The sequence below is a fragment of the Bradyrhizobium uaiense genome (genome assembly GCF_010811875.1).
Classification (GTDB): Bacteria; Pseudomonadota; Alphaproteobacteria; order Rhizobiales; family Xanthobacteraceae; genus Bradyrhizobium; species Bradyrhizobium uaiense.
This window is the reverse complement of record NZ_VKHP01000027.1, coordinates 35590-54349: the sequence shown is the minus strand read 5'-3', so window position 1 is coordinate 54349 and position 18760 is coordinate 35590. Positions and strand designations below refer to the sequence as shown.

11 protein-coding genes and 1 tRNA gene are annotated in these 18760 nt (G+C 63.6%); 5 read left to right on the top strand and 7 right to left on the bottom strand.

The annotated features are described in order from the left end of the window. From FNJ47_RS09780 to FNJ47_RS09770, 3 genes are all read right to left on the bottom strand, one after another. Positions 1-508: type 2 periplasmic-binding domain-containing protein (locus tag FNJ47_RS09780; RefSeq protein WP_488226091.1), on the bottom strand; the 508-nt coding region annotated here is incomplete at its 3' end. A 1337-nt stretch (positions 509-1845) separates the two neighbouring features. Continuing rightward, complete coding sequence (gene rpoH / locus FNJ47_RS09775) at positions 1846-2742, bottom strand: RNA polymerase sigma factor RpoH (RefSeq protein WP_163152870.1); 897 nt, start codon at positions 2740-2742, stop codon at positions 1846-1848. A 216-nt stretch (positions 2743-2958) separates the two neighbouring features. Further along, a complete protein-coding gene (locus FNJ47_RS09770) occupies positions 2959-3939 on the bottom strand; it encodes an RluA family pseudouridine synthase (protein WP_163152873.1) in 981 nt (326 codons plus the stop codon). A gap of 65 nt (positions 3940-4004) precedes the next feature. Here FNJ47_RS09770 and FNJ47_RS09765 point away from each other — a divergent pair, with 65 nt between their 5' ends. From FNJ47_RS09765 to FNJ47_RS09755, 3 genes are all read left to right on the top strand, one after another. Continuing rightward, on the top strand, positions 4005-4340 hold the full coding sequence (locus tag FNJ47_RS09765) for a hypothetical protein (RefSeq protein WP_163152874.1): 336 nt from the start codon (positions 4005-4007) through the stop codon (positions 4338-4340). A 126-nt stretch (positions 4341-4466) separates the two neighbouring features. Continuing rightward, positions 4467-5114: a QcrA and Rieske domain-containing protein gene (locus tag FNJ47_RS09760; protein ID WP_163152869.1), complete on the top strand. Its 648-nt coding sequence runs from the start codon at positions 4467-4469 to the stop codon at positions 5112-5114. A 70-nt stretch (positions 5115-5184) separates the two neighbouring features. Then, the gene (locus tag FNJ47_RS09755) at positions 5185-6915 is read left to right on the top strand and encodes a methanol/ethanol family PQQ-dependent dehydrogenase (protein WP_163152868.1); all 1731 of its coding nucleotides are present in this window, start codon (positions 5185-5187) and stop codon (positions 6913-6915) included. A 257-nt stretch (positions 6916-7172) separates the two neighbouring features. Here FNJ47_RS09755 and FNJ47_RS09750 read toward each other — a convergent pair whose 3' ends face one another. Genes FNJ47_RS09750 through FNJ47_RS09740 form a run of 3 tightly spaced genes read right to left on the bottom strand, consistent with a single transcriptional unit; the run spans position 7173 to position 10266 of the window. Next, positions 7173-7442: a hypothetical protein gene (locus tag FNJ47_RS09750; protein ID WP_163152867.1), complete on the bottom strand. Its 270-nt coding sequence runs from the start codon at positions 7440-7442 to the stop codon at positions 7173-7175. Between the two features lie 54 nt (positions 7443-7496). Further along, a complete protein-coding gene (locus FNJ47_RS09745; protein WP_163152866.1) occupies positions 7497-9812 on the bottom strand; it encodes a xanthine dehydrogenase family protein molybdopterin-binding subunit in 2316 nt (771 codons plus the stop codon). 1 nt (position 9813) lies between these two features. After that, positions 9814-10266 (bottom strand): (2Fe-2S)-binding protein, encoded by a 453-nt coding sequence (locus FNJ47_RS09740; RefSeq protein WP_163152865.1) that lies wholly within the window; start codon positions 10264-10266, stop codon positions 9814-9816. A 509-nt stretch (positions 10267-10775) separates the two neighbouring features. On the opposite strand from FNJ47_RS09740, the gene FNJ47_RS09735 reads away from it, so the two are divergent. Continuing rightward, positions 10776-10850 (top strand) — tRNA-Glu (locus tag FNJ47_RS09735). Positions 10851-11038: 188 nt separating this feature from the next. Here FNJ47_RS09735 and FNJ47_RS09730 read toward each other — a convergent pair. Continuing rightward, positions 11039-15007, bottom strand: a complete 3969-nt coding sequence (locus FNJ47_RS09730) for an AAA family ATPase (RefSeq protein WP_163152864.1) — start codon at positions 15005-15007, stop codon at positions 11039-11041. Between the two features lie 261 nt (positions 15008-15268). Between FNJ47_RS09730 and FNJ47_RS53875 the strand changes: the two genes are divergently transcribed. Continuing rightward, on the top strand, positions 15269-18751 hold the full coding sequence (locus tag FNJ47_RS53875; RefSeq protein ID WP_163152863.1) for an autotransporter domain-containing protein: 3483 nt from the start codon (positions 15269-15271) through the stop codon (positions 18749-18751). Positions 18752-18760 lie beyond the last annotated feature (9 nt).

Genomic DNA, 18760 nt, shown 5'->3' with positions numbered 1-18760 from the left:
AGGTCCTGACCACCAATGCGTTAAGGTCATTCGCGCTGTTTAGCGCTCGATCCGACCAGAGGCCCGTCGCCGGCCAGATCGTCATGTACAAAAGCTTCAAATTCTGCGCCTCGAGGGCTTTCTCATAAAGTGGCCGTGCCCGTGCATTGAACGCGCGCGCAACTTCGAACGATTGCACCAGGAATGGCAATGTCGGCAAACCAAAAACGGGATCAGCTTTTTCCATCGAGGCTGTAAATGCATCACCGCCTGTGACCCGACCATCGCGAGCTGCGCCGATCATCTCAGCTGAAGAGATTTTCAGCTCGTTGTCGAAAGACGTCCTTACCGTGACGAAGCCATTTGTGTGTGCTGATATGAGCCTCGAAAAGGTTGTTAGCCCCACACCCGAAATGTTGGTTTGCGGATATTCCGTCGCCATTTGCCAGGTGACTTGGGCGAGAGCCGGCTGCTCAAACAAGCACAGCAGAGCTGCGCCGATGAAACCGACAAAGCTGCGCCGCATCATGGGTCGCTCCTGATCCTGTCGCAAGACATTCCTCGGCATGATGGCTGTGGGTGAGGGACAGGCGAACGTCGCTTTCATCGACGATGATGCACAGGTATTGATGGGTTGTCGATTGATTGGATCGCAGAAACCATGCGCCGGCGTCGACCGACGCCTAGATCGCAGCATGTCGCGGCAGTGGGGCGAGCAGGGTAGGTGCTAATCCGGGACGCCTGCTTTCGGGGGGCGAATAGAAAACCCGATCCGACCTCGAGGATGTCGCCTTCTGACCCCAAAGCGGACGTTGGCGACGTCGCTGATGATGTCTGTCGACGAGAAGCTTGACGCAGCCGCGATGGTAGTTAACCGAATGGGACATCGAGACCGCAAGTATCTAGTCTATGCTGTTCTTGGAGATCCAGTGACAGCTCCACCGTGGGTTGAGCGAACTTGGACCCACATATTCGACGCTTTAGACTATCTTATCCATGTACAGCGCAGCGACGTGGCGGTGCGTTCAACTCAACTGAACTCGTTGAGGGGAACGCCCAATCAAAGGGGAATTTCGTTTGGGCGCATTGGCTGGAACGAACTGGGTTGCAAACGGTGGACTCACGCTGAGAATGGTGTGCTTCTTTCAGGCCGTCAGGCTACGTTTCTGAATTGCGAAGTCTGGGCGCCCTCTTGGTCCATCTGCAAGCGCGATGGACTGGCGCCTGATGTGTACTTTTCCATGAAGAGCGAGCCCAATGAGAAGCTAGATTTTAGCTCGACTTGCCTCTTGGCGGTCGCGTCCGACTTGGGTCAACCTGATGAAGCGTGGCAAGCTGCAGACACTATCGCATCAACAGTCCAGGCAGTTTTCCGAGCGCATTGCATTCGACAATGGGGCGGCCATCTTCACGACGGAGCGCTCCGTCTGAACGCGATCAATGACCTAATGGTCTCAGGGTTGTTTAAGCCCGGCCTGAAACATCTGGGGCCACCTTCGTTTACGGTTCTGGAAGGAAGCTGGGCCGCGTTTTAGGCCGCCTTGGATCAAGTCGAGGCTAAGTCGCAATGTCGGCCTCTGGGGCCCTTGGCCGACATGACTTGGCGCACCTCGTTTGTACACTCCCGAGGCCGATGCGGACATTCGTAGGCAGGTGGATCTATGACCATACGTCCCGGATCCAGGTGCGCGCCGAAACTTCATCCCAAATACCGCCTCTGTAGGATGGGTGGAGCGAAGCGATACCCATCAACGCTGTGCTGCGCCGTGGGATGATGGGTATCGCTGCGCTCCGCCCATCCTGGAGGCAACAAAAAAGCCGGCGTTGCCGCCGGCTTTCATCTCTCGTTGGCTTGTCGCCGCGTGGTTAGTGCGCGGCTTCGAGCGCTGCTTCCTGCCGGGCAATCGTGCCCTTGACGGCCGACTGCACCTTTTCGAAGGCGCGGACCTCGATCTGCCGCACGCGCTCGCGCGACACGCCGAACTCGGCCGCAAGGTCTTCCAGCGTCATCGGCTCATCCGCCAGACGCCGCGCCTCGAAGATGCGGCGTTCGCGCGGGTTGAGCACGCCGATCGCACCGTTCAGGGCCTGGCGGCGATGATCGAACTCCTCGCTCTCGGCCATCATGGCTTCGGCGTTGGGCGAGTTGTCGACCAGCCAATCCTGCCATTCACCGGCTTCGCCGTCGTCGCGGATCGGGGCGTTGAGCGACGCGTCACCACCGAGGCGGCGGTTCATGTCGACCACGTCCTGATCGGTCACGCCGAGGCGCTTGGCGATCAGCTTCACCTGGTCGGGGTGCATATCACCCTCTTCCAGCGCGGAGATCTTGCTCTTCGCCTTGCGCAGGTTGAAGAACAGCTTCTTCTGGTTCGCGGTGGTGCCCATCTTCACGAGCGACCAGGAACGCAGAATGTACTCTTGTATTGACGCCTTGATCCACCACATGGCGTAAGTGGCGAGACGGAAGCCCTTCTCGGGCTCGAATCGCTTCACCGCCTGCATCAGGCCGACATTGCCTTCCGAGACGACCTCGGAGATCGGCAAGCCGTAGCCGCGATAGCCCATGGCGATCTTGGCCACGAGCCTGAGATGGCTGGTGACGAGCTTATGCGCCGCGTCGCGATCATCATGCTCGCGCCAACGCTTGGCGAGCATGTACTCCTGCTGGGGCTCCAGCATGGGGAACTTGCGGATCTCGGCGAGGTAACGGGAAAGACCGGATTCTCCATTGAGGACCGGTAACGTAGCTGTACGGGCCATTCGAGCGCCCTCCAGTGGTTCAGACCCCCGATAGCGGCGGGCCCGGCAGGTGGCCGCTGGGTTAAAGCCGGCCAGGCTGCGATGTTCCGCGCTGGATATTCAGCGCAGGTGCAACATACACTAAACCGTCCGTGATAGGGAAGGATTGCTGACGTCACGTCCCCGTGTGGCAGGTATAACCTGTTGTCATGACGTGCCTTTTCCGGGAGGGGTGCGTCATACCGCCGCTGCCAGCGCCCGCTCCAGGAGAAGCAAATCCTCCGGCAAGGCCGACTCCCAGCGTAAAAGTTCCCCGGTGCGGGGGTGTTCCAAAGCCAGCAGATAGGCGTGAAGGGCCTGCCGGTCGAGGGCGGTAAGTGCGTCCTTACCTTCCGGCCCGAGATGGCCGGCCTTGGTCTTGAAGTGCGGGCCGTAGACGCTGTCGCCCATCAGGGGGTGGCCGAGATGAGCAAGGTGGACCCGGATCTGATGGGTCCGTCCGGTCTCGAGCCGGCAGGCCAAGAGCGAGGCGACCGGCTTGCCGTCGCGGCCGGCAAAGCTCTGGAGCACCTCGAAATGGGTGATCGCCTCGCGGCCGCCCTGGCGGACCGCCATCTTCTCGCGGGCGTGCGGGTGGCGGTCGATCGGCGCATCGATCGTGCCATGGGGCCGGTTCGGCACGCCCCAGGCGAACGCCATGTAGCCGCGCTCCATCGGGCCGGTGCGGCCATGGTCGGCGAACTGCGCGGTCAGCGACTGGTGGGCATGGTCGTTCTTGGCCACCACCATCAGCCCGGTGGTGTCCTTGTCGAGCCGGTGCACGATGCCCGGCCGCTTGACCCCGCCGATGCCGGACAGGCTGGTGCCGCAATGGGCGATCAGCGCGTTGACCAGCGTTCCGGTGGCGTGGCCGGCCGCCGGATGCACAACCAAGCCCCTCGGCTTGTTAATGACGATGATGTCGTCGTCCTCGAACGCGATATCGAGCGCGATGTTTTCGCCCTTCGGTTCGGCGGGCGCGGCCTCCGGCACGTCGATTATGATCGTATCGCCCTGGACGACATGATAAGCGGGGTCGCGGACGACGGCGTCCTTGACGGTCACGGAACCGGCGAGGATCAGCGCCTTCAGCCGGGACCGCGACAGCTCCGGAGTGCGCTGCGCGAGCACGCGGTCAAGCCGGGCCGAGCCCTCGTCGCCAGCGACGATGACCTCCAGCTTCCGACCGCCATTCGAAGAGACCTGATTCAAATCGACCTGTTGCAAAGATATAGAGCCTTGTGATGACCGACACCGCTGTGACCGAACCGACCCCCGACCAAGCCGCGCTGATCGCGCGGGTGCGGCGCATGATGCTGATCGCGGGCCTGACCTCGGCATTGGCCGTGGCTGTCGTGTTGATCGCCATCGGCTACCGCCTTTATCGCAGCGAGGGAAGCCCCGTTTCGGTATCCGACGTCACTGCTGCGCTGCCGAAAGGCGCTCGCATCGTCGCAACCGGCGTCACCGGCGATCGGCTGGTGCTCACGCTCGATATAGGCGGTGCAACAGAGATCCGCACATTTGATGCAAAGACGCTGAAACCTGCAGGCAGGCTGAGCTTCGTCAACGAACCCTGATCGAAGCATTCGCGAAGCCGCGCGGCCGATCAACCAAAAGCTGTAGCGCATTTTTTGCGCATGCGTTCGTGCATCGAGAAGGTGTGTCGCCATCTTTTCGGCCGAGTTGCACGCTCAGCTTGCGCCATGCAGCAATCCAACCCCGGCGCTTCCATCGAGCAATCCCGTGAAACCGATGCGGCAGGGGCGTGCACCGACCCGACGCGTCGCGCGGTGCTGACTGCGCTCGCGGGCTGTGCCTGTCTTGCCGCGATCGAGCCCGCAGCCGCCGATGACGACGAGCAGCCGGGCGCGAGTGAGCGACCGCAAAAAGCCGATCTGCTTGTGCGCGCCGAAGGCGACAAGGCCGGCCAAGTCATCAAGTCGGATGATCTGAAGCTCGGTGGTCCGCCGGTTCGCGCCTGGCCGCAAGATCCGAAGACCTCCGTCGTCCGCAAAGGTTCGCGGCTGAACGAGGTTGTGCTGGTCAAGCTCGATCCGAACGAACTCGACGATGCCACGCGCGCCCGCGCAGCCGACGGCATCGTCTGCTACTCCGTGATCTGCTCGCATGCCGGATGCCCGATCACCGCCTGGGTGAAGGAAGAGCAGGGCGACAAGACCGTTCTGAAATGCATGTGTCATAACTCCGAATACGATCCGCGGCAGAATGCGCAGGTCGTGTTCGGGCCGGCGCCACGTCGCCTCGCGGCATTGCCGCTGACGGTTGCCGACGGCGCGATCACGGTCGCAGCGCCATTCGTCGGGAAGGTGGGTGTTCAGCAGGGAGGATGAGGCCACACCGGAAGTTCTGCACGACCTAAACGAAACTGAAAAACAAAACAGAGCAGGGAGGTAGCATCTCATGACAAGCAAGCAGTGGTTACTGTCGAGTTGTGTCGCATTCGCGTGCCTGATGTCGACCTACGCCGTCGCGGGGCCGATCGAAAACTACAGTTCGGTGACGTCAGCGCGCCTCGAAAATCCCGAACCCGGCAACTGGATGCTCTATCGCCGGACCTATGACGGACAGGGCTTTAGTCCGCTCAACCAGATCAACACATCCAACGTCAAGGACCTCAAGCCGGCCTGGACCTTCTCGACCGGCGTGCTCGAAGGCCATGAAGCGCCGCCGATCGTCAACAACGGCGTGATGTTCGTCGCAACCCCGATGGGGCAGGTGATCGCGCTCAACGCCAAGACCGGCGAAGAGTACTGGCGCTACAAGCGGCAGCTTCCCGACGATCTGTTCCAGCTGCATCCGACCAGCCGCGGCGTCGGCTTGTGGGAGGACAAGCTCTATCTCGCCACCACCGACGATCACGTCGTCGCGCTCGATGCCAAGACCGGCAAGGTGGTCTGGGACACCAAGGTCCAGGACTACAAGAAGGGTCAGTACATGACGCTGATGCCGCTCGTCGTCGACGGCAAGGTGATCGTCGGCGGCTCGGGCGGTGAGTTCGGCGTGCGCGGTTATGTCGTCGGCTTCGACGCCAACAGCGGCAAGGAGCTCTGGCGCACCTTCACCATTCCCGGCGAAGGCGAGCCCGGTCACGAGACCTGGAGCGGCGACGACTGGAAGTCCGGCGGCGGTTCGGCCTGGATGACCGGCACCTACGACAGGGACACCAAGACGGTCTATTGGGGCGTCGGCAACGCCGCGCCGTGGCCCGGCTCGATGCATCCCGGCGACAATCTCTACACCAGCTCGGTGATCGCGCTCGATCCCGACAACGGCAAGATCAAGACCCACTTCCAGTATCACCAGAACGATTCCTGGGACTGGGACGAGGTCGACGCGCCGATGCTGATCGACATGCAGCGCGATGGAAAGTCGTTCAAGAGCCTGGTCCATCCCGGGCGTGATGCGATCTTCTGGGTGCTGGAGCGCAAGGCGGACAAGATCAACTATGTCGCCGGCTGGCCGTTCGTGAAGACCAATGTCTGGAAGGGCGTCGAGGCCGAGACCGGCCGGCCGATCCTCGATCCCGAGCACAAGCCCGTGCTCGGCAAGCGGGTCGAGTTCTGCCCGTCGCTGTGGGGCGGCAAGGACTGGCCGTCGGCGGCCTATAGCCCGAACACCAAGCTGGTCTACGTTCCCGCCAATGAAAACTTCTGCGGCGGCTTCACCGGCGAGAAGCAGCCGTTGGTTCCCGGCCAGCTCTGGCTCGGCACCAAGCCTGAAGACATCGGACTGACCCCCGCGCCGAATGCCGATCATTTCGGCGAGTTGCAGGCGTGGGATCCGGTCACCGGCAAGAAGGTCTGGCAGCACGACTACAAGACGTCGCAGCTGTTCGGCGCCGTGACGGCAACCGCCGGCGATCTCGTTCTCGCCGGCGGCACCAACGACCGCGCCTTCCGCATCTTCAACGCCAAGACCGGCGAGCTGCTGTGGGAGCAGAAGACCAACTCCGGCATCATGGCGATGCCGATGTCCTATGAGGTCGATGGAACGCAGTACATCGCGGTCCAGTCGGGCTGGGGCGTCGACGCCCAGCGCATCCAGGATGCGCTGGCCGGCAAGGTCAAGGGCTTCGAGAACAACGTCCCGCAGGGCGGCGTGATCTGGGTGTTCGCGCTCGACAAGAAGTAAGGCACGCGACTTGGGCCTCGGTTCTGACTAAATCAGGGCCGAAGCTCCGGCTCCATGGTTTGACCGACAGGGGGCGATGCGATCGGGAAGCGGCGGTTGGGGAGACCGGCCGCTTCCCGGTCCGCTCACAGTTCTATCCACGTCATTGCGAGCGAAGCGAAGCAATCCATAGTGCCACAAGCGGAAACATGGATTGCTTCGCTCCGCTCGCGATAACGGCGGCTATCAAGGTGTGTGCCAGGTGATGTGGCAACGGGCTATTTGCCCTTCTCGTCGACCTTCCGCTTCTCGTCGTCGTTCATCTTCTTGATGGTCGGATCACGGCTCGTCTCACCGGTGGTTTGGCCGGTGGTTGCCGGCGGAGCGTTGCTGGGAGCCGAGGTCTGGTCGGGCAGCACCTTGGCCGGACGCGTTGCCGTTGTGCTCGGCGGCGAAGCCGTTTGTGCGAAAGCCTGTGCGCCAAAAAGAAAGACGCCCGCGGACAAGAATGCCGCGAGCGTCCCGAATTTCTGAGGTGGGGTTCTCATCGATCTCCTCCGGAGTGTCGATGAGAACGACCCGTATCGCCTAACGTTCCAACCTTACGTCTCCAGCTGCTTGCCGATCGGAAGCGCGCGGATGCGCTTGCCGGTGGCGGCAAAGATCGCGTTGATCAGGGCAGGCGCAAACGGCGGCACGCCGGGCTCGCCGACGCCGCTCGGCGGCGTGTCCGCGCCCGGCGGCACGATGTAGACGTTGGTAATCGCAGGCGACTCGTCCATCCGGATCACCGGGAAGTCGTCGAAATTGCTCTGCTGCACCTTGCCGTCCTTGAAGCTGATCTCGCCGTATTTGGCGAGGCTCAGCCCCATGATCGCAGCGCCTTCGATCTGCGAGTGGATCCGCTCCGGATTGACGTAGGTGCCGCAATCGATCGCGGTGTCGACGCGTGGCACCGTGAACTTGCCCTTGTCGTCGACCGCGACCTCGACGATGGTCGCGATGTAGCTGACAAACGAGCGATGCACCGCGATGCCGAGGCCATGGCCTTTCGGCACCGTGCGGCCCCACTCGCCCTTCTCGGCGACCAGCTCGACCACCTTGCGCAGCCGGGCGGTGTCGATCGGGTAGCTTTCATAGGGCTCGCCGTAGTTCCAGGGATCTTTCACCGAGGACAAATTGACGATCCGGGGCGATCCGATCAGCTCCAGCAGCATCTCCTTCTGGTCGCGGTTCGTCGCATGCGCGATTTCCCCGACCATGGATTGCACCGCGAAGGCGCGCGGGATGTTGGAGACCGAGCGGAACCAGCCGATCCGCGTGAACGCGGCCGCTTCCGGATTCTCGCACTGCAGATTGGCGATCTCGAACGGGTTGTCGATCAGGCCCATGCCGAGCTCGAACGGCGCTTCGTGGTTGGCGCCGGCGGCGAAGGTCGAGGCGATGGTCGGCGCCACGCTGCGGTGCCGCCACGCAATCACCTTGCCGCTCTTGTCGAGACCGGCCTCGATCCGCTCCACCGAGACGGTGTGCAGGAAGTCGTGGTGGACGTCGTCCTCACGGGTCCATTGCACCTTCACCGGCGCGCCGAGTTCCTTCGACAGCAACGCCGCCTCGAGCGCGAAGTCGCATTTCGACTTGCGGCCGAAGCCGCCGCCGAGCAGCGTCACGTTGACGGTGACATTGTCCTCGGGAATCCCGAGCGTCTTGGCGACATCCTCGCGGGTGCCGCCGGGGCTCTGGACCGGGGCCCAGATCTCGGCCTTGTCGCCCTTGACGTCGGCAACCGCGACCGGCGGCTCCATGCTGACATGGGCAAGATGCGGCAGATAGTATTCGCCTGTGATCACCTTGTCGGCGCTCTTCAGTGCCGCATCGACGTCGCCTTCCTTGCGCACCACGAGGCCGGGTTTTCGCGCGGCCTCTTCCAGCGAAGCACGATACGCGACCGAGTCGTATTTGGCGTTGGCGCCGTCATCCCAGACGATCTTCAGCTGGTCGCGGCCCTTGATCGCGGCGCCCGTGTTGCGTGCGATCACGGCGACGCCGCCGAGCGGCTGGAACTTGGACGGCCATGGCCAGCCCTTGACCTCCATCACCTTCTCGACCCCGGGCACCTTCATCGCAGCAGCGTCGTCGAACGACTTGACCTTGCCGCCGGTGACCGGCGGACGGGCGATGACCGCATATTTCAGGCCGGGCAGCCTGACATCGGCGCCGTAATGCGCCTTGCCGGTGGTGATGTCGTGCAGGTCGACGATCGAGACCTCGCCCTTGCCGAGATAGCGGAAGTCCTTGGGGTCCTTCAGCTTGAGGCTCTTGATGTCGGGCACCGGTTCCTTGGCGGCGTCGGCCGCGAGATCGCCGAAGCCGCTTCTGCGCCCGCTCGCGCTGTGCACCACCTCGTGTTTCTCAGCCTTCACCTCGGTGACCGGCACGCCCCATTTCTTGGCGGCGGCGGCTTCCAGCATCGCGCGCGCCGAGGCGCCGATCTGGCGCATCGGGATCAGATAATGCCGCGTGCTGCGCGAGCCGTCGGTGTCCTGGTTGCCGAACTTGACCTCGTCGCCATGGGCCTGCTGGACATGGACGCGCGACCAGTCGGCCTCCATCTCCTCGGCGACGATCAGGGGCAGGCTGGTGCGGACGCCGGTGCCCATCTCGGAGCGGTGCGCGAGGATGGTGACGACGCCGTCGGGGGCGATCGCGACGAACACGCGCGGATCGACCACGACGCCGTGCGGCATCTTGCCGGCACCGGTTTCATAGGCGAACGCCTGGCGCGTCATCACGGGTGCGGCGAGCACGAACGAGCCTGCGATGCCGAGCCCCTTGAGGATGCTGCGGCGCGAAACGTTCTCGACCTTCACGTGCTTCTCGAAGCCGCGAAGCCTGTTCGGATTGGTGATGATGTTCATGTCACACCCCCGTCGATGCGAGATGGACGGCATTCTCGATTCGCTGATAGCAGCCGCAGCGGCAGATATTGCCCGACATGGCTTCGCGGATCTGGCCGTGGTCGGGCTTCGGGTTCTGGTCGAGCAGCGCCGCCGCCTGCATGATCTGGCCGGCCTGGCAGTAGCCGCATTGCGGAACATTGACTTGGCGCCACGCCTTCTGCACCGGATGGTCGCCGGTCGGGTGCAGGCCCTCGATGGTGGTGACCTCGCGGCCGACAACGTCGGAGACCGAGGTGATGCAGGCGCGGACCGCCTCCTTGTCGACGATCACGGTGCAGGCGCCGCACAGTGCCTGGCCGCAGCCGAACTTGGTACCCGTGAGGCCGGCTTCGTCACGGAGATACCACAGCAGCGAAAGATCCGGGTCGCCGTCCCAATTCTGTTCCTGGCCGTTGATTTTTAGTTTGATCATGGTCTGTCCTCGCTCTGCTTAAGCTATTGACCGGTTGCGGCGCGAGGTGCGGAACGTCTTCCATCGCCTGCGGCCGCGCTGATGTTTGTTGTGCCAAGATATTCGTGAGCCAAATTGCCGCGCTAAGGCCGTGCGCTTTGTTCCAAGCACTCCTCTCGCTTATCCGGCGCCGTGCAGGCGCAGCATGGTGAATGGCTGCGATGTTAGCAGAGGCAGGCCGACGGTGACTTCACAGCCAGGTGTTTTACAGGGAGCTGTTTTGCATTTCCATTTGGCGAAAGCAGGGCCGTGCATGATGCAGAGATGACATCCTGACGTGGTCATCATGCAATCGGTGCGGCCGCATCGCTGATCCGCGCGCGGGGCCCCTCGGGCAGGGCGCTCCGGGACCCCTTTCCGTGCTGAAACCGCGGGCACGGCATGGTAAGCATGGATGACAAAATCCCCGCCGCAATGCACAAGCCATCTTGCGGCGGGGCGATTTCGAGGCTATTGCCTTCCCCCTCAACGCTCCCTTCGTCTAGCGGTTAGGACGCGGCCCTCTCAAGGCTGAAACAGGGGTTCGATTCCCCTAGGGAGCGCCATTCCTGAACAGATCTACGAACCCGAGGCTTACGTTGACGGCTTGGGTTAGCGGCTTGGGTTGGCCCTCGGGGCTGAATGTGGATCGGATGTTGTCGTATGAGACGACGATCCGGATCTTGTCCTTGAAAACGACGATCACATCCACCGCGCTCGCCAGGTATGCCTTTCGAGCGGCGATGCCGCCGGCTCACGCATCAGCGGCGAGATGAGGCAGCCGGCTTAATTCCGCATCGGCCTGCTCCAGCCAATACCGCATGTCCATGTCCTGATACATCGTCGTCGCGGCCGCGAGTTGCTCGCCAGCTTGGTCCGGTCGGCCGGCGTGCAGATAGAGTTTTCCGAGGCCCTGATGGCAACGCGCGACGAGCGGACGCAGGTCGAGCTCCTTGGCCAGCGCGAGCGCATCGCGATAGTAGCCTTCGGCCTGCTCAGGAGAGCCGTCGCGGCCGGAAGCTTCGCCAAGAAGACGGAGGGCGGCCGCCTCGCTGCCGCGTTGACCGTTTTCGCGGGCCAGCGCCAGCGCCTTCCCGGCAAATTTGAGAGCGTCCGTGTGGCGGCCTGCAAGCATGCATACTTCGCCCATCGGCGTCAGGAACAGTGCCTGGGCAAATCGATGTCCCATATCCTCGAAAACGTTCAACGCCTGTTCCATCAGCGGCAGGCCTTCGGCAGCTCGGCCCAGCCGCGCATACGCATAGCCCAGGCTGCCCGAATTACCTGCGACAAGGAACGGCAGGTTCCACTCGCGAGCCACCGTCAGGCCGCGCTCCAGCAGGGCGACCGTGCGGCTCAGTTCTCCCCGGGTTGCCAGCAGGTCAGCAAGACACCAGCAGACGGTGGCCAGGCTATAGGGGTGGTCGACCGCTTCAGCGAGGCGGATGCCTTCCTCGCCGTGAACGATGCCTCGTTCGAATTTGCCCTGGTCGGTACAGATGCGCGTGAGAAAACTGCGGGCGCTGACCGCCGGAAATCCGGCAAGGGAAAATTGCTGGAAGCTCAGTTCGCCTTCGAGTAGCTCCAGGACCTTGAGAAAAAGAGATTCTGCCTCGGCGTAGTGCAGCGTCAAGAAGCAAGCGGTCCCGAGAAAAAGCGATGCCGCGACCCGGAGCGAAAGTTCGCCGAGAGAATCGGCAAGAAGATGCGCATGCCGTCCGAATTTGACGGCGTCCAGTGGATTGCCGGTGAAGCCGAGAGTCTGGCACATGTGAATAGAGGACAGACAAAGCCGCGGAGCATCGCCCAGGCGTTCGGCCAACGCTTCGGCTTCGCGAAGATAGCCGAGGATGCGCCCGAACTGGCCGAGTGGGAGCAGCGATGTTTTCAGATCAAACCGAAGATCGATCGCCTGTTCCATCGTCGCCGTGGTTTCTGGCAGCGTCTCGAGGCTGCGCAACGCCCGCTCGAAGAAACTGGCGGCCTCGCGGTTGGCCCAGCGTGTGTGTGCAAGCCGCCCGGCCTTGATCCAATGGTCGGTCGCTTCGCGGGCCAGTCCGGCTTCCGCGAAATGATGGGCGATGATCTCGGGTTGGCTTTCGGTCTGCGCGGAGCAGTGTTTGATCAGCGCGCTCGCGATATCTGCGTGCAACTGCCGTCGTTGGCTTCTGAGCATCGTGACATAGGCGGCATCCTGCACCAACGCGTGCCTGAATGCGTAGCTCGCCAGCGGCGGCGTGCCGCGGCGGGTGACGAGGCCGGAGGCCGTCAGCCGGCCAAGCGCGGCGTCGATATCCAAGGGGGCCAGCGGCGATATCGCGGCGATCATCTCGTAGGAGAATTCCCGGCCGATGGCGGCACCGATCGAAGCCACGTCCTTCGCCGCGCCGCCGAGCAGATCGAGGCGAGCCGCCAACGAGGCCTGCAACGTCGTCGGTATGGCGAGCGACGGCAGCGCTCCGTCGAGGACACTGCGGTCGGATGCTTCGCGCAACGGCCCATCCTCGAGCAGCGTACGGGTCAGCTCCTCGATGAACAGCGGTACGCCGTCGGTACGCGACAGGATCTGCTCCACGATCGTCTCGGGGAGAACCTTGTCGCGGGCGATGTCGCCAATGATGCCAGCACTTTCGCTACGGCCCAGGCGACTGAGGGGCAGCATCGTGACATGAGGCTGGCCGACCCAGGACGGCTGGAATTCCGGCCGGACCGTGACGAGCAACAGCAACGGCAGATTTGCCGCGCGGGCCACCATTGCGTCGAGCAGATCGAGGGATGTCGGATCGATCCAGTGCGCATCCTCGACCACGATCAGCATGGGCTTCTGTGCCGCCAGGCCTGAAAGCTGATTGAGAAGTGCGTTGAGAGTCATCTCCCGTTTCTGTTGCGGGCTGATCGCCAATGCCGGATAGCGTCCGTCCATAGGCACACCCACGAGCTCGGCGATGAGCGCGACATCGAGCGGCAGATTTGTCGTCGTCGGCTCGATCAGGGCTTCCAGCCTGTCGATCCGCGCGCTGGCGCCACTGCCAGGTTCGAAGTCCGCAGCCAGTTCCAGTTGGGTGATGACCGGGTAGAGCGCGCTGTGCGTATGGTGCGGAGAGCAAGAATAGTGCAAGTGGCGATGCCGTCCGTCCTCCAGCCTTGCCAGCACGCTCTCGACGATGCGCGACTTGCCGATGCCGGGCTCGCCCGAAAGCACCATCACGCGGCCCGCGCCGGACCTTGCCTGATCCCAGCGGCGCAGAAGCAGCTCGATTTCTTCCTGGCGGCCGGCGAGGGCGGTCAATGATCCGGCGCGTCTAGCATCGAAGCGGCTGACGCCGACAGCCTCGCCGAGCACATGCCACGCGGTCACCGCTTGTGACAGCCCCTTGACCTCTATGTCCGGCAGCGCGCGATACTCGAACAATTGCCCGAGTAGCCGCCGTGTGTCGGCTGCGATCGCGACCTCGCCCGGCGCAGCCGCGGTCCGCAACCGAATCGCGAGGTCTGGCGTCTCGCCGATCGCAAGTTGTTGCCGCATGTCGCCGGATGCGGGCTTTTCGCCGATCACGACCAGTCCTGTAGCGATCCCCACGCTTGCCCGAAGCGGGCTGCCGGCGGGCGCACTCAGGATTCGGACGGCGTCGACGACGGCAAGGCCTGCGCGCACGGCGTGCTCGGCGTCGTGCTCGTTGGCTGCGGGGTAACCGAAATAGATCAGGAGGCCGTTGCCCTGGTACTGGGCGACGAAGCCATGGAATTGCGCGGCAATACTGGCCGCCAGCTGATGGAAGGCGATGATCTGATCGTGGACGTCCTCCGGGTCGCGGTCTGCCGAAAGCGGCGTCGCGCCAATCAGGTCGCACGACATGATCGTCAATTGACGCTGCTGGCGGCTGCCGCGATGAATCGATTGCAGGGGCGCATCGCCGTCGCGCGCTGCGACAGCTACGGCTGCAGGACCCGGCTCATCAACGCTGCCCGAGGGCTCACTCGCATGCGCTGAGTCGGATGGCCCGGCGCTGCGGAGCCCGGCGACGAGCGACTGGGTGACCGCGTCGGGGGCGGTATTCAGTTCGCGCTTGAGCAGCACGACCAGGTTTTGATAGCGCTTGAGCGCTTCAGCCTTGCGTCCGGTGGCTGTGAGCGCCTGGATGACCAGCCGATGCGCGTCTTCGCGCAAGCCATTCACCGCGATGGCCCGGTCGGCATTCTTGAGCGCGGATTCCGGGTTTCCCGATTGCAACGCGTGCTGGCCGTGCCGGACCATGGAATCGACCGCCAGGTCTTCCAGTCGCTCTCGTTTTTTATCGAGCCATTCCGACCAGGCATCTTCTTCGATATTCAAATCCGTCAGCAGCGGGTTGCGATACAGATCGGCGGCCGCAGCCAGCGACGCGCGGCTGCCTTCGAGGATCAACGCCTCGAAACGGGCTGCGTCGCAATCGAACATGCCGGGTGCGAGCCAGACGTCATGGTCGTCGCTGAAAATGGCCTCCTGGCCGAGAATTCGGCGTAACCTGACCAGGCTCTGGCGCAGATTCTGCCGGGCCTGGGTTTCGAAATGCGACCCCCAGAGCAGGTTCGCGAGCTTTTCGCGTGATTGGGGGCGAGGCGCCGTGCAGGCCAGATAAGCCAGCAGTCCGGCGAGCTTCCGGCCAGGCAGCGGGATCACGCCATCGCTTGTGGTCAGCTCAAAGCGCCCGAACAGCGACAGAGCAAATCTCGGAAGTTGCACGCTGTCTCTCATTCCAAACGTGACCCTGGCGCTCGGAGACCGTGTCCCCGGAAGCACATCTTACATGCTTTGGCATATTTTGGATGCCGCGCAAGCAAGAGTCACGCTGTTGTCACGCTTGACTGACGCAGGGATTGACGGCGATCAGCGTAGGTAGACGTCGTCGGGGGGATTTCCGATTGCTCTCCGACGGATTCGAAAGGACATGGCCGGGGATATTTGCCGGGGATTCCTCCGCGGCGGCCCGGTTCGGGGCAATAAGTGACAAATCATTTGCAGCTCGGCAACCATTACGCGCAGCGCGCCGCCTCCGAAGCAACCAGCATTGACGGTGCGCGTCTGCGCCCGCTTCTCGCGTCGTGTTCGCTTGCCGCGCTGCTGGTCGGCGGCGGCGCGCCGGCGGCCCATGCATGCTATACCGGGCCGTTCCCCTATACCAACACCGGCAGCAGCGACTGCATCGTCGTCAACAATGCGACTGTCAGCGGCAATCTGGTCAATGGCGCGAGCGGTACCATCACCGCGAGCGGCGTTTTCTTGCCCGGTATCACCGTCAGCAACAGCTCAATCGGCGGCAGCGTTATCAACGCCGGCAACATCACCGCGGCCTCAGGCACCGGAATATTGACTTATAATGCGACTGTCAGCGGCGGCATCAGCAATTCCGGCACGATCTCGGCCGGCGACGGCATTTTGGTCGGCGGCGACAGCTTCAGCGGCGGCATCAGCAATTCGGGCACGATCTCGGCCGGCGGCTACTTGGGCATTTTGGTCGGCGGCGCCGTGACGGTCTCCAGCTTCAGCGGCGGCATCAACAATTCGGGCACGATCTCGGCCGGCGTCGACGGCATTTTGGTCGGCGGCGGCACCGTGACGGTCTCCAGCTTCAGCGGCGGCATCAGCAATTCCGGCATGATCTCGGCCGGCGCCTACGGCATTGTGGTCGGCGGCGACGACTACTCCAACGGCGTATCGGTGATCTCCGGCTTCAGCGGCGGCATCAGCAATTCCGGCACGATCTCGGCCGGCAACAGCGGCGGCCCCCACGGCATCCGCAACCCCGGCGGCAACGGCATTTGGGTCGGCGGCGGCGCCGGCACGTCGGTCAAAATCTCGACCTTCAGCGGCGGCATCAGCAATTCCGGCACGATCTCGGCCGCCCTCGGCGTCGGCCTCGGCAACGGCATTTTGGTCGGCGGCAGCAACGGCTTCGTTCAACTTCCGTTTTCGGTGACGATCTCGGCCTTCAGCGACGGCATCGCCAATTCCGGCACGATCTCGGCCGCCAGCAGCGGCATTTGGATCGGCGGCGACCTCACCAACGGCTCATCGGTGACGATCTCCAGCTTCAGCGGCGGCATCAGCAATTCCGGCACGATCTCGGCCGGCTTCGCCGGCATCAGGGTCGGCGGCAACGTCTTCATCAATGCGCCGTCAGTGACCATCTCGGCCTTCAACGGCGGCATCAACAATTCCGGCTCGATCTCGGCCGGGGTGGGCGGTGACGGCATTTGGGTCGGCGGCATCGCCTTGAGCGGCGGGTCGTCGGTGACGATCTCCAGCTTCGGCGGCGGCATCAGCAATTCCGGCATGATCTCGGCCGGGTTGGGCGGCAACGGCATTTGGGTCGGCGGCGACGCCTTCTTTGGTGCGTCGATGACGATCTCGACCTTTACCGGCGGCATCAGCAATTCCGGTACGATCTTGGCCGGCGGCACCGGCATCAAGGTCGACCATGTCATGGCCTTCGCTGACGGGATCACCAATAGCGGCACGATCTCGGCCGCCACCGGCATCTCGGTCAGCAGCGCAAGCCCGGTCGGCGTTTTCGATTCCGGCGTCATCGTCGGGACGAGCGGCACGGCGGTGGATCTGTCAGGCAATGCCGCCGGCAACAGTTTTACGCTGGGGCCGGGCTACAGCATCACCGGCCTCGTCAAGGGCCAGGGCGGCGACACGTTCCAGCTCGGCGGCACCGGCAGCGGCGCTTTCAACCTGTCGAATATCGGCACGCAATATACCGGCTTCACCGCCTTCAACGTGGTGGGCGGCGTGTGGACGGCGACCGGCGTCTTCGGCCAGTCCCAGGCCTGGAACGTCGACGGCGGCACGCTCACCGGCACCGGCACGTTCAACGCGGTCAACGTCAATGCCGGCGGCACGCTGGCCGGCACCGGCACGTTCAAGTCGGTCAGCGTCAATAGCGGCGGCACGCTGGCGCCCGGCACGTCGATGACGATCAATGGCAGCCTCACGCTGCAATCGGCGGCGGTCTACATGGTGACGCTCAACGGCGCGGCGGCGAGCCGCGCCAACGTGTCCGGGACGGCGACGATCGCGAGCGGCGCGCGCTTCGCCGTCGCCGGCGGCAGCACGCCCGTTGTCAACTCCACCTATACGGTGCTTGCCGCCAACGGCGGCGTGACCGGGACGTTCACCAACCAGGACGTCGTCTTCGGCCTCTACAGAGGTGTGCTCAGCTATACCGGCGACGACGTCGATCTGACGGTCAGATACAACTCGCTGCTGCCGCTGTTGCCACCCAATCCGCCCGTCAATGTCGTCAATGTCGCCACCGCGATCGACACCGCGATCCAGAGCGGCGTTACGCCGCCGGCGGGCTTTGCCAATCTGTTCAATCTTCCTCCGGCGCAATTGCAATATGCGCTGAGCCAGCTCTCCGGCGAAGCGGCGACTGGGGCGGGCAAAGGTGCCGATCATCTGATGACGCATTTCCTGGAGCTGATGCTCGATCCGACGGCGGGCGGCGGCGGCATCAGCGGCGGCGGCACCGCAAGATTTGCGCCGGAGCAGGACACGACCTTGCCGGCAGATGTGGCGCTCGCTTACGCCAAGGCGCTGAAGGCGCCGCAATCCAATGCGCCGCAAAGCTTCGATCAGCGCTGGACGGTGTGGGGCGCGGCTTTCGGTGGCGCGAGCCATACCGATGGCAATGCGGCGCTCGGCTCCAATAATGTCACGGCGAGCGATTACGGCTTCGCGGCCGGCATGGAGCGGCACCTCACGCCGGACACGGTCTACGGCTTCGGCCTTGCCGGCGGCGGCACGAATTGGACGCTCGCGCAGGCGCTCGGCTCTGGACGCAGCGACGCCTTCCAGGCCGGCCTCTACACCAAGACGCATTGGGGGCCGCTCTATCTGTCCGGTGCGCTGGCCTTCGCCAATCACTGGTTCACCACGGATCGCATCGCGCTCGGCGATCAGTTGCGCGCGACGTTCACAGGCCAGAGCTACGCGGCGCGGGGCGAAGCCGGCTATCGCTATGCCGTGCCGGTCACCGGCGCCATCATTGGCGTGACACCTTACGCCGCACTGCAGGCGCAAGGCTTCCGCACGCCGAGCTACACCGAAACCGATCTCACCGGCGGTGGCTTCGGATTGTCTTATGCGTCGGCAAATGCGACCGACACGCGCAGTGAGCTCGGCATGCGCTTCGACAATCTGCAAGTCGTCAACGGCATGCCGCTGGTGCTGCGCGGCCGCTTCGCCTGGGCGCATGATTGGTACACGAATGCGACGGCGTTGAACGCCGCTTTCCAGGCCTTGCCCGGCTCGAATTTCACGGTGAACGGCGCGGCGCCGCCGAAGGACTCCGCGCTGACGACCGCCGCCGCCGAACTGCACATCACACAGAGCTGGACCGCGATCGTCAAATTCGACGGCGATTTCGGCGCCGGCGCGCAAACCTATGGCGGGACGGGGACGCTGCGCTACTCGTGGTGAGGCGGCTTA

What these genes read in the sequence shown, in the direction of transcription:
- rpoH (WP_163152870.1), bottom strand. Translation starts at nt 2,742, where the DNA reads ATGGCCCGTACAGCTACGTTACCGGTCCTCAATGGAGAATCCGGTCTT.
- FNJ47_RS09740 (WP_163152865.1), bottom strand. Translation starts at nt 10,266, where the DNA reads ATGATCAAACTAAAAATCAACGGCCAGGAACAGAATTGGGACGGCGAC.
- FNJ47_RS09750 (WP_163152867.1), bottom strand. Translation starts at nt 7,442, where the DNA reads ATGAGAACCCCACCTCAGAAATTCGGGACGCTCGCGGCATTCTTGTCC.
- FNJ47_RS09755 (WP_163152868.1), top strand. Translation starts at nt 5,185, where the DNA reads ATGACAAGCAAGCAGTGGTTACTGTCGAGTTGTGTCGCATTCGCGTGC.
- FNJ47_RS09765 (WP_163152874.1), top strand. Translation starts at nt 4,005, where the DNA reads ATGACCGACACCGCTGTGACCGAACCGACCCCCGACCAAGCCGCGCTG.
- FNJ47_RS09760 (WP_163152869.1), top strand. Translation starts at nt 4,467, where the DNA reads ATGCAGCAATCCAACCCCGGCGCTTCCATCGAGCAATCCCGTGAAACC.
- FNJ47_RS09745 (WP_163152866.1), bottom strand. Translation starts at nt 9,812, where the DNA reads ATGAACATCATCACCAATCCGAACAGGCTTCGCGGCTTCGAGAAGCAC.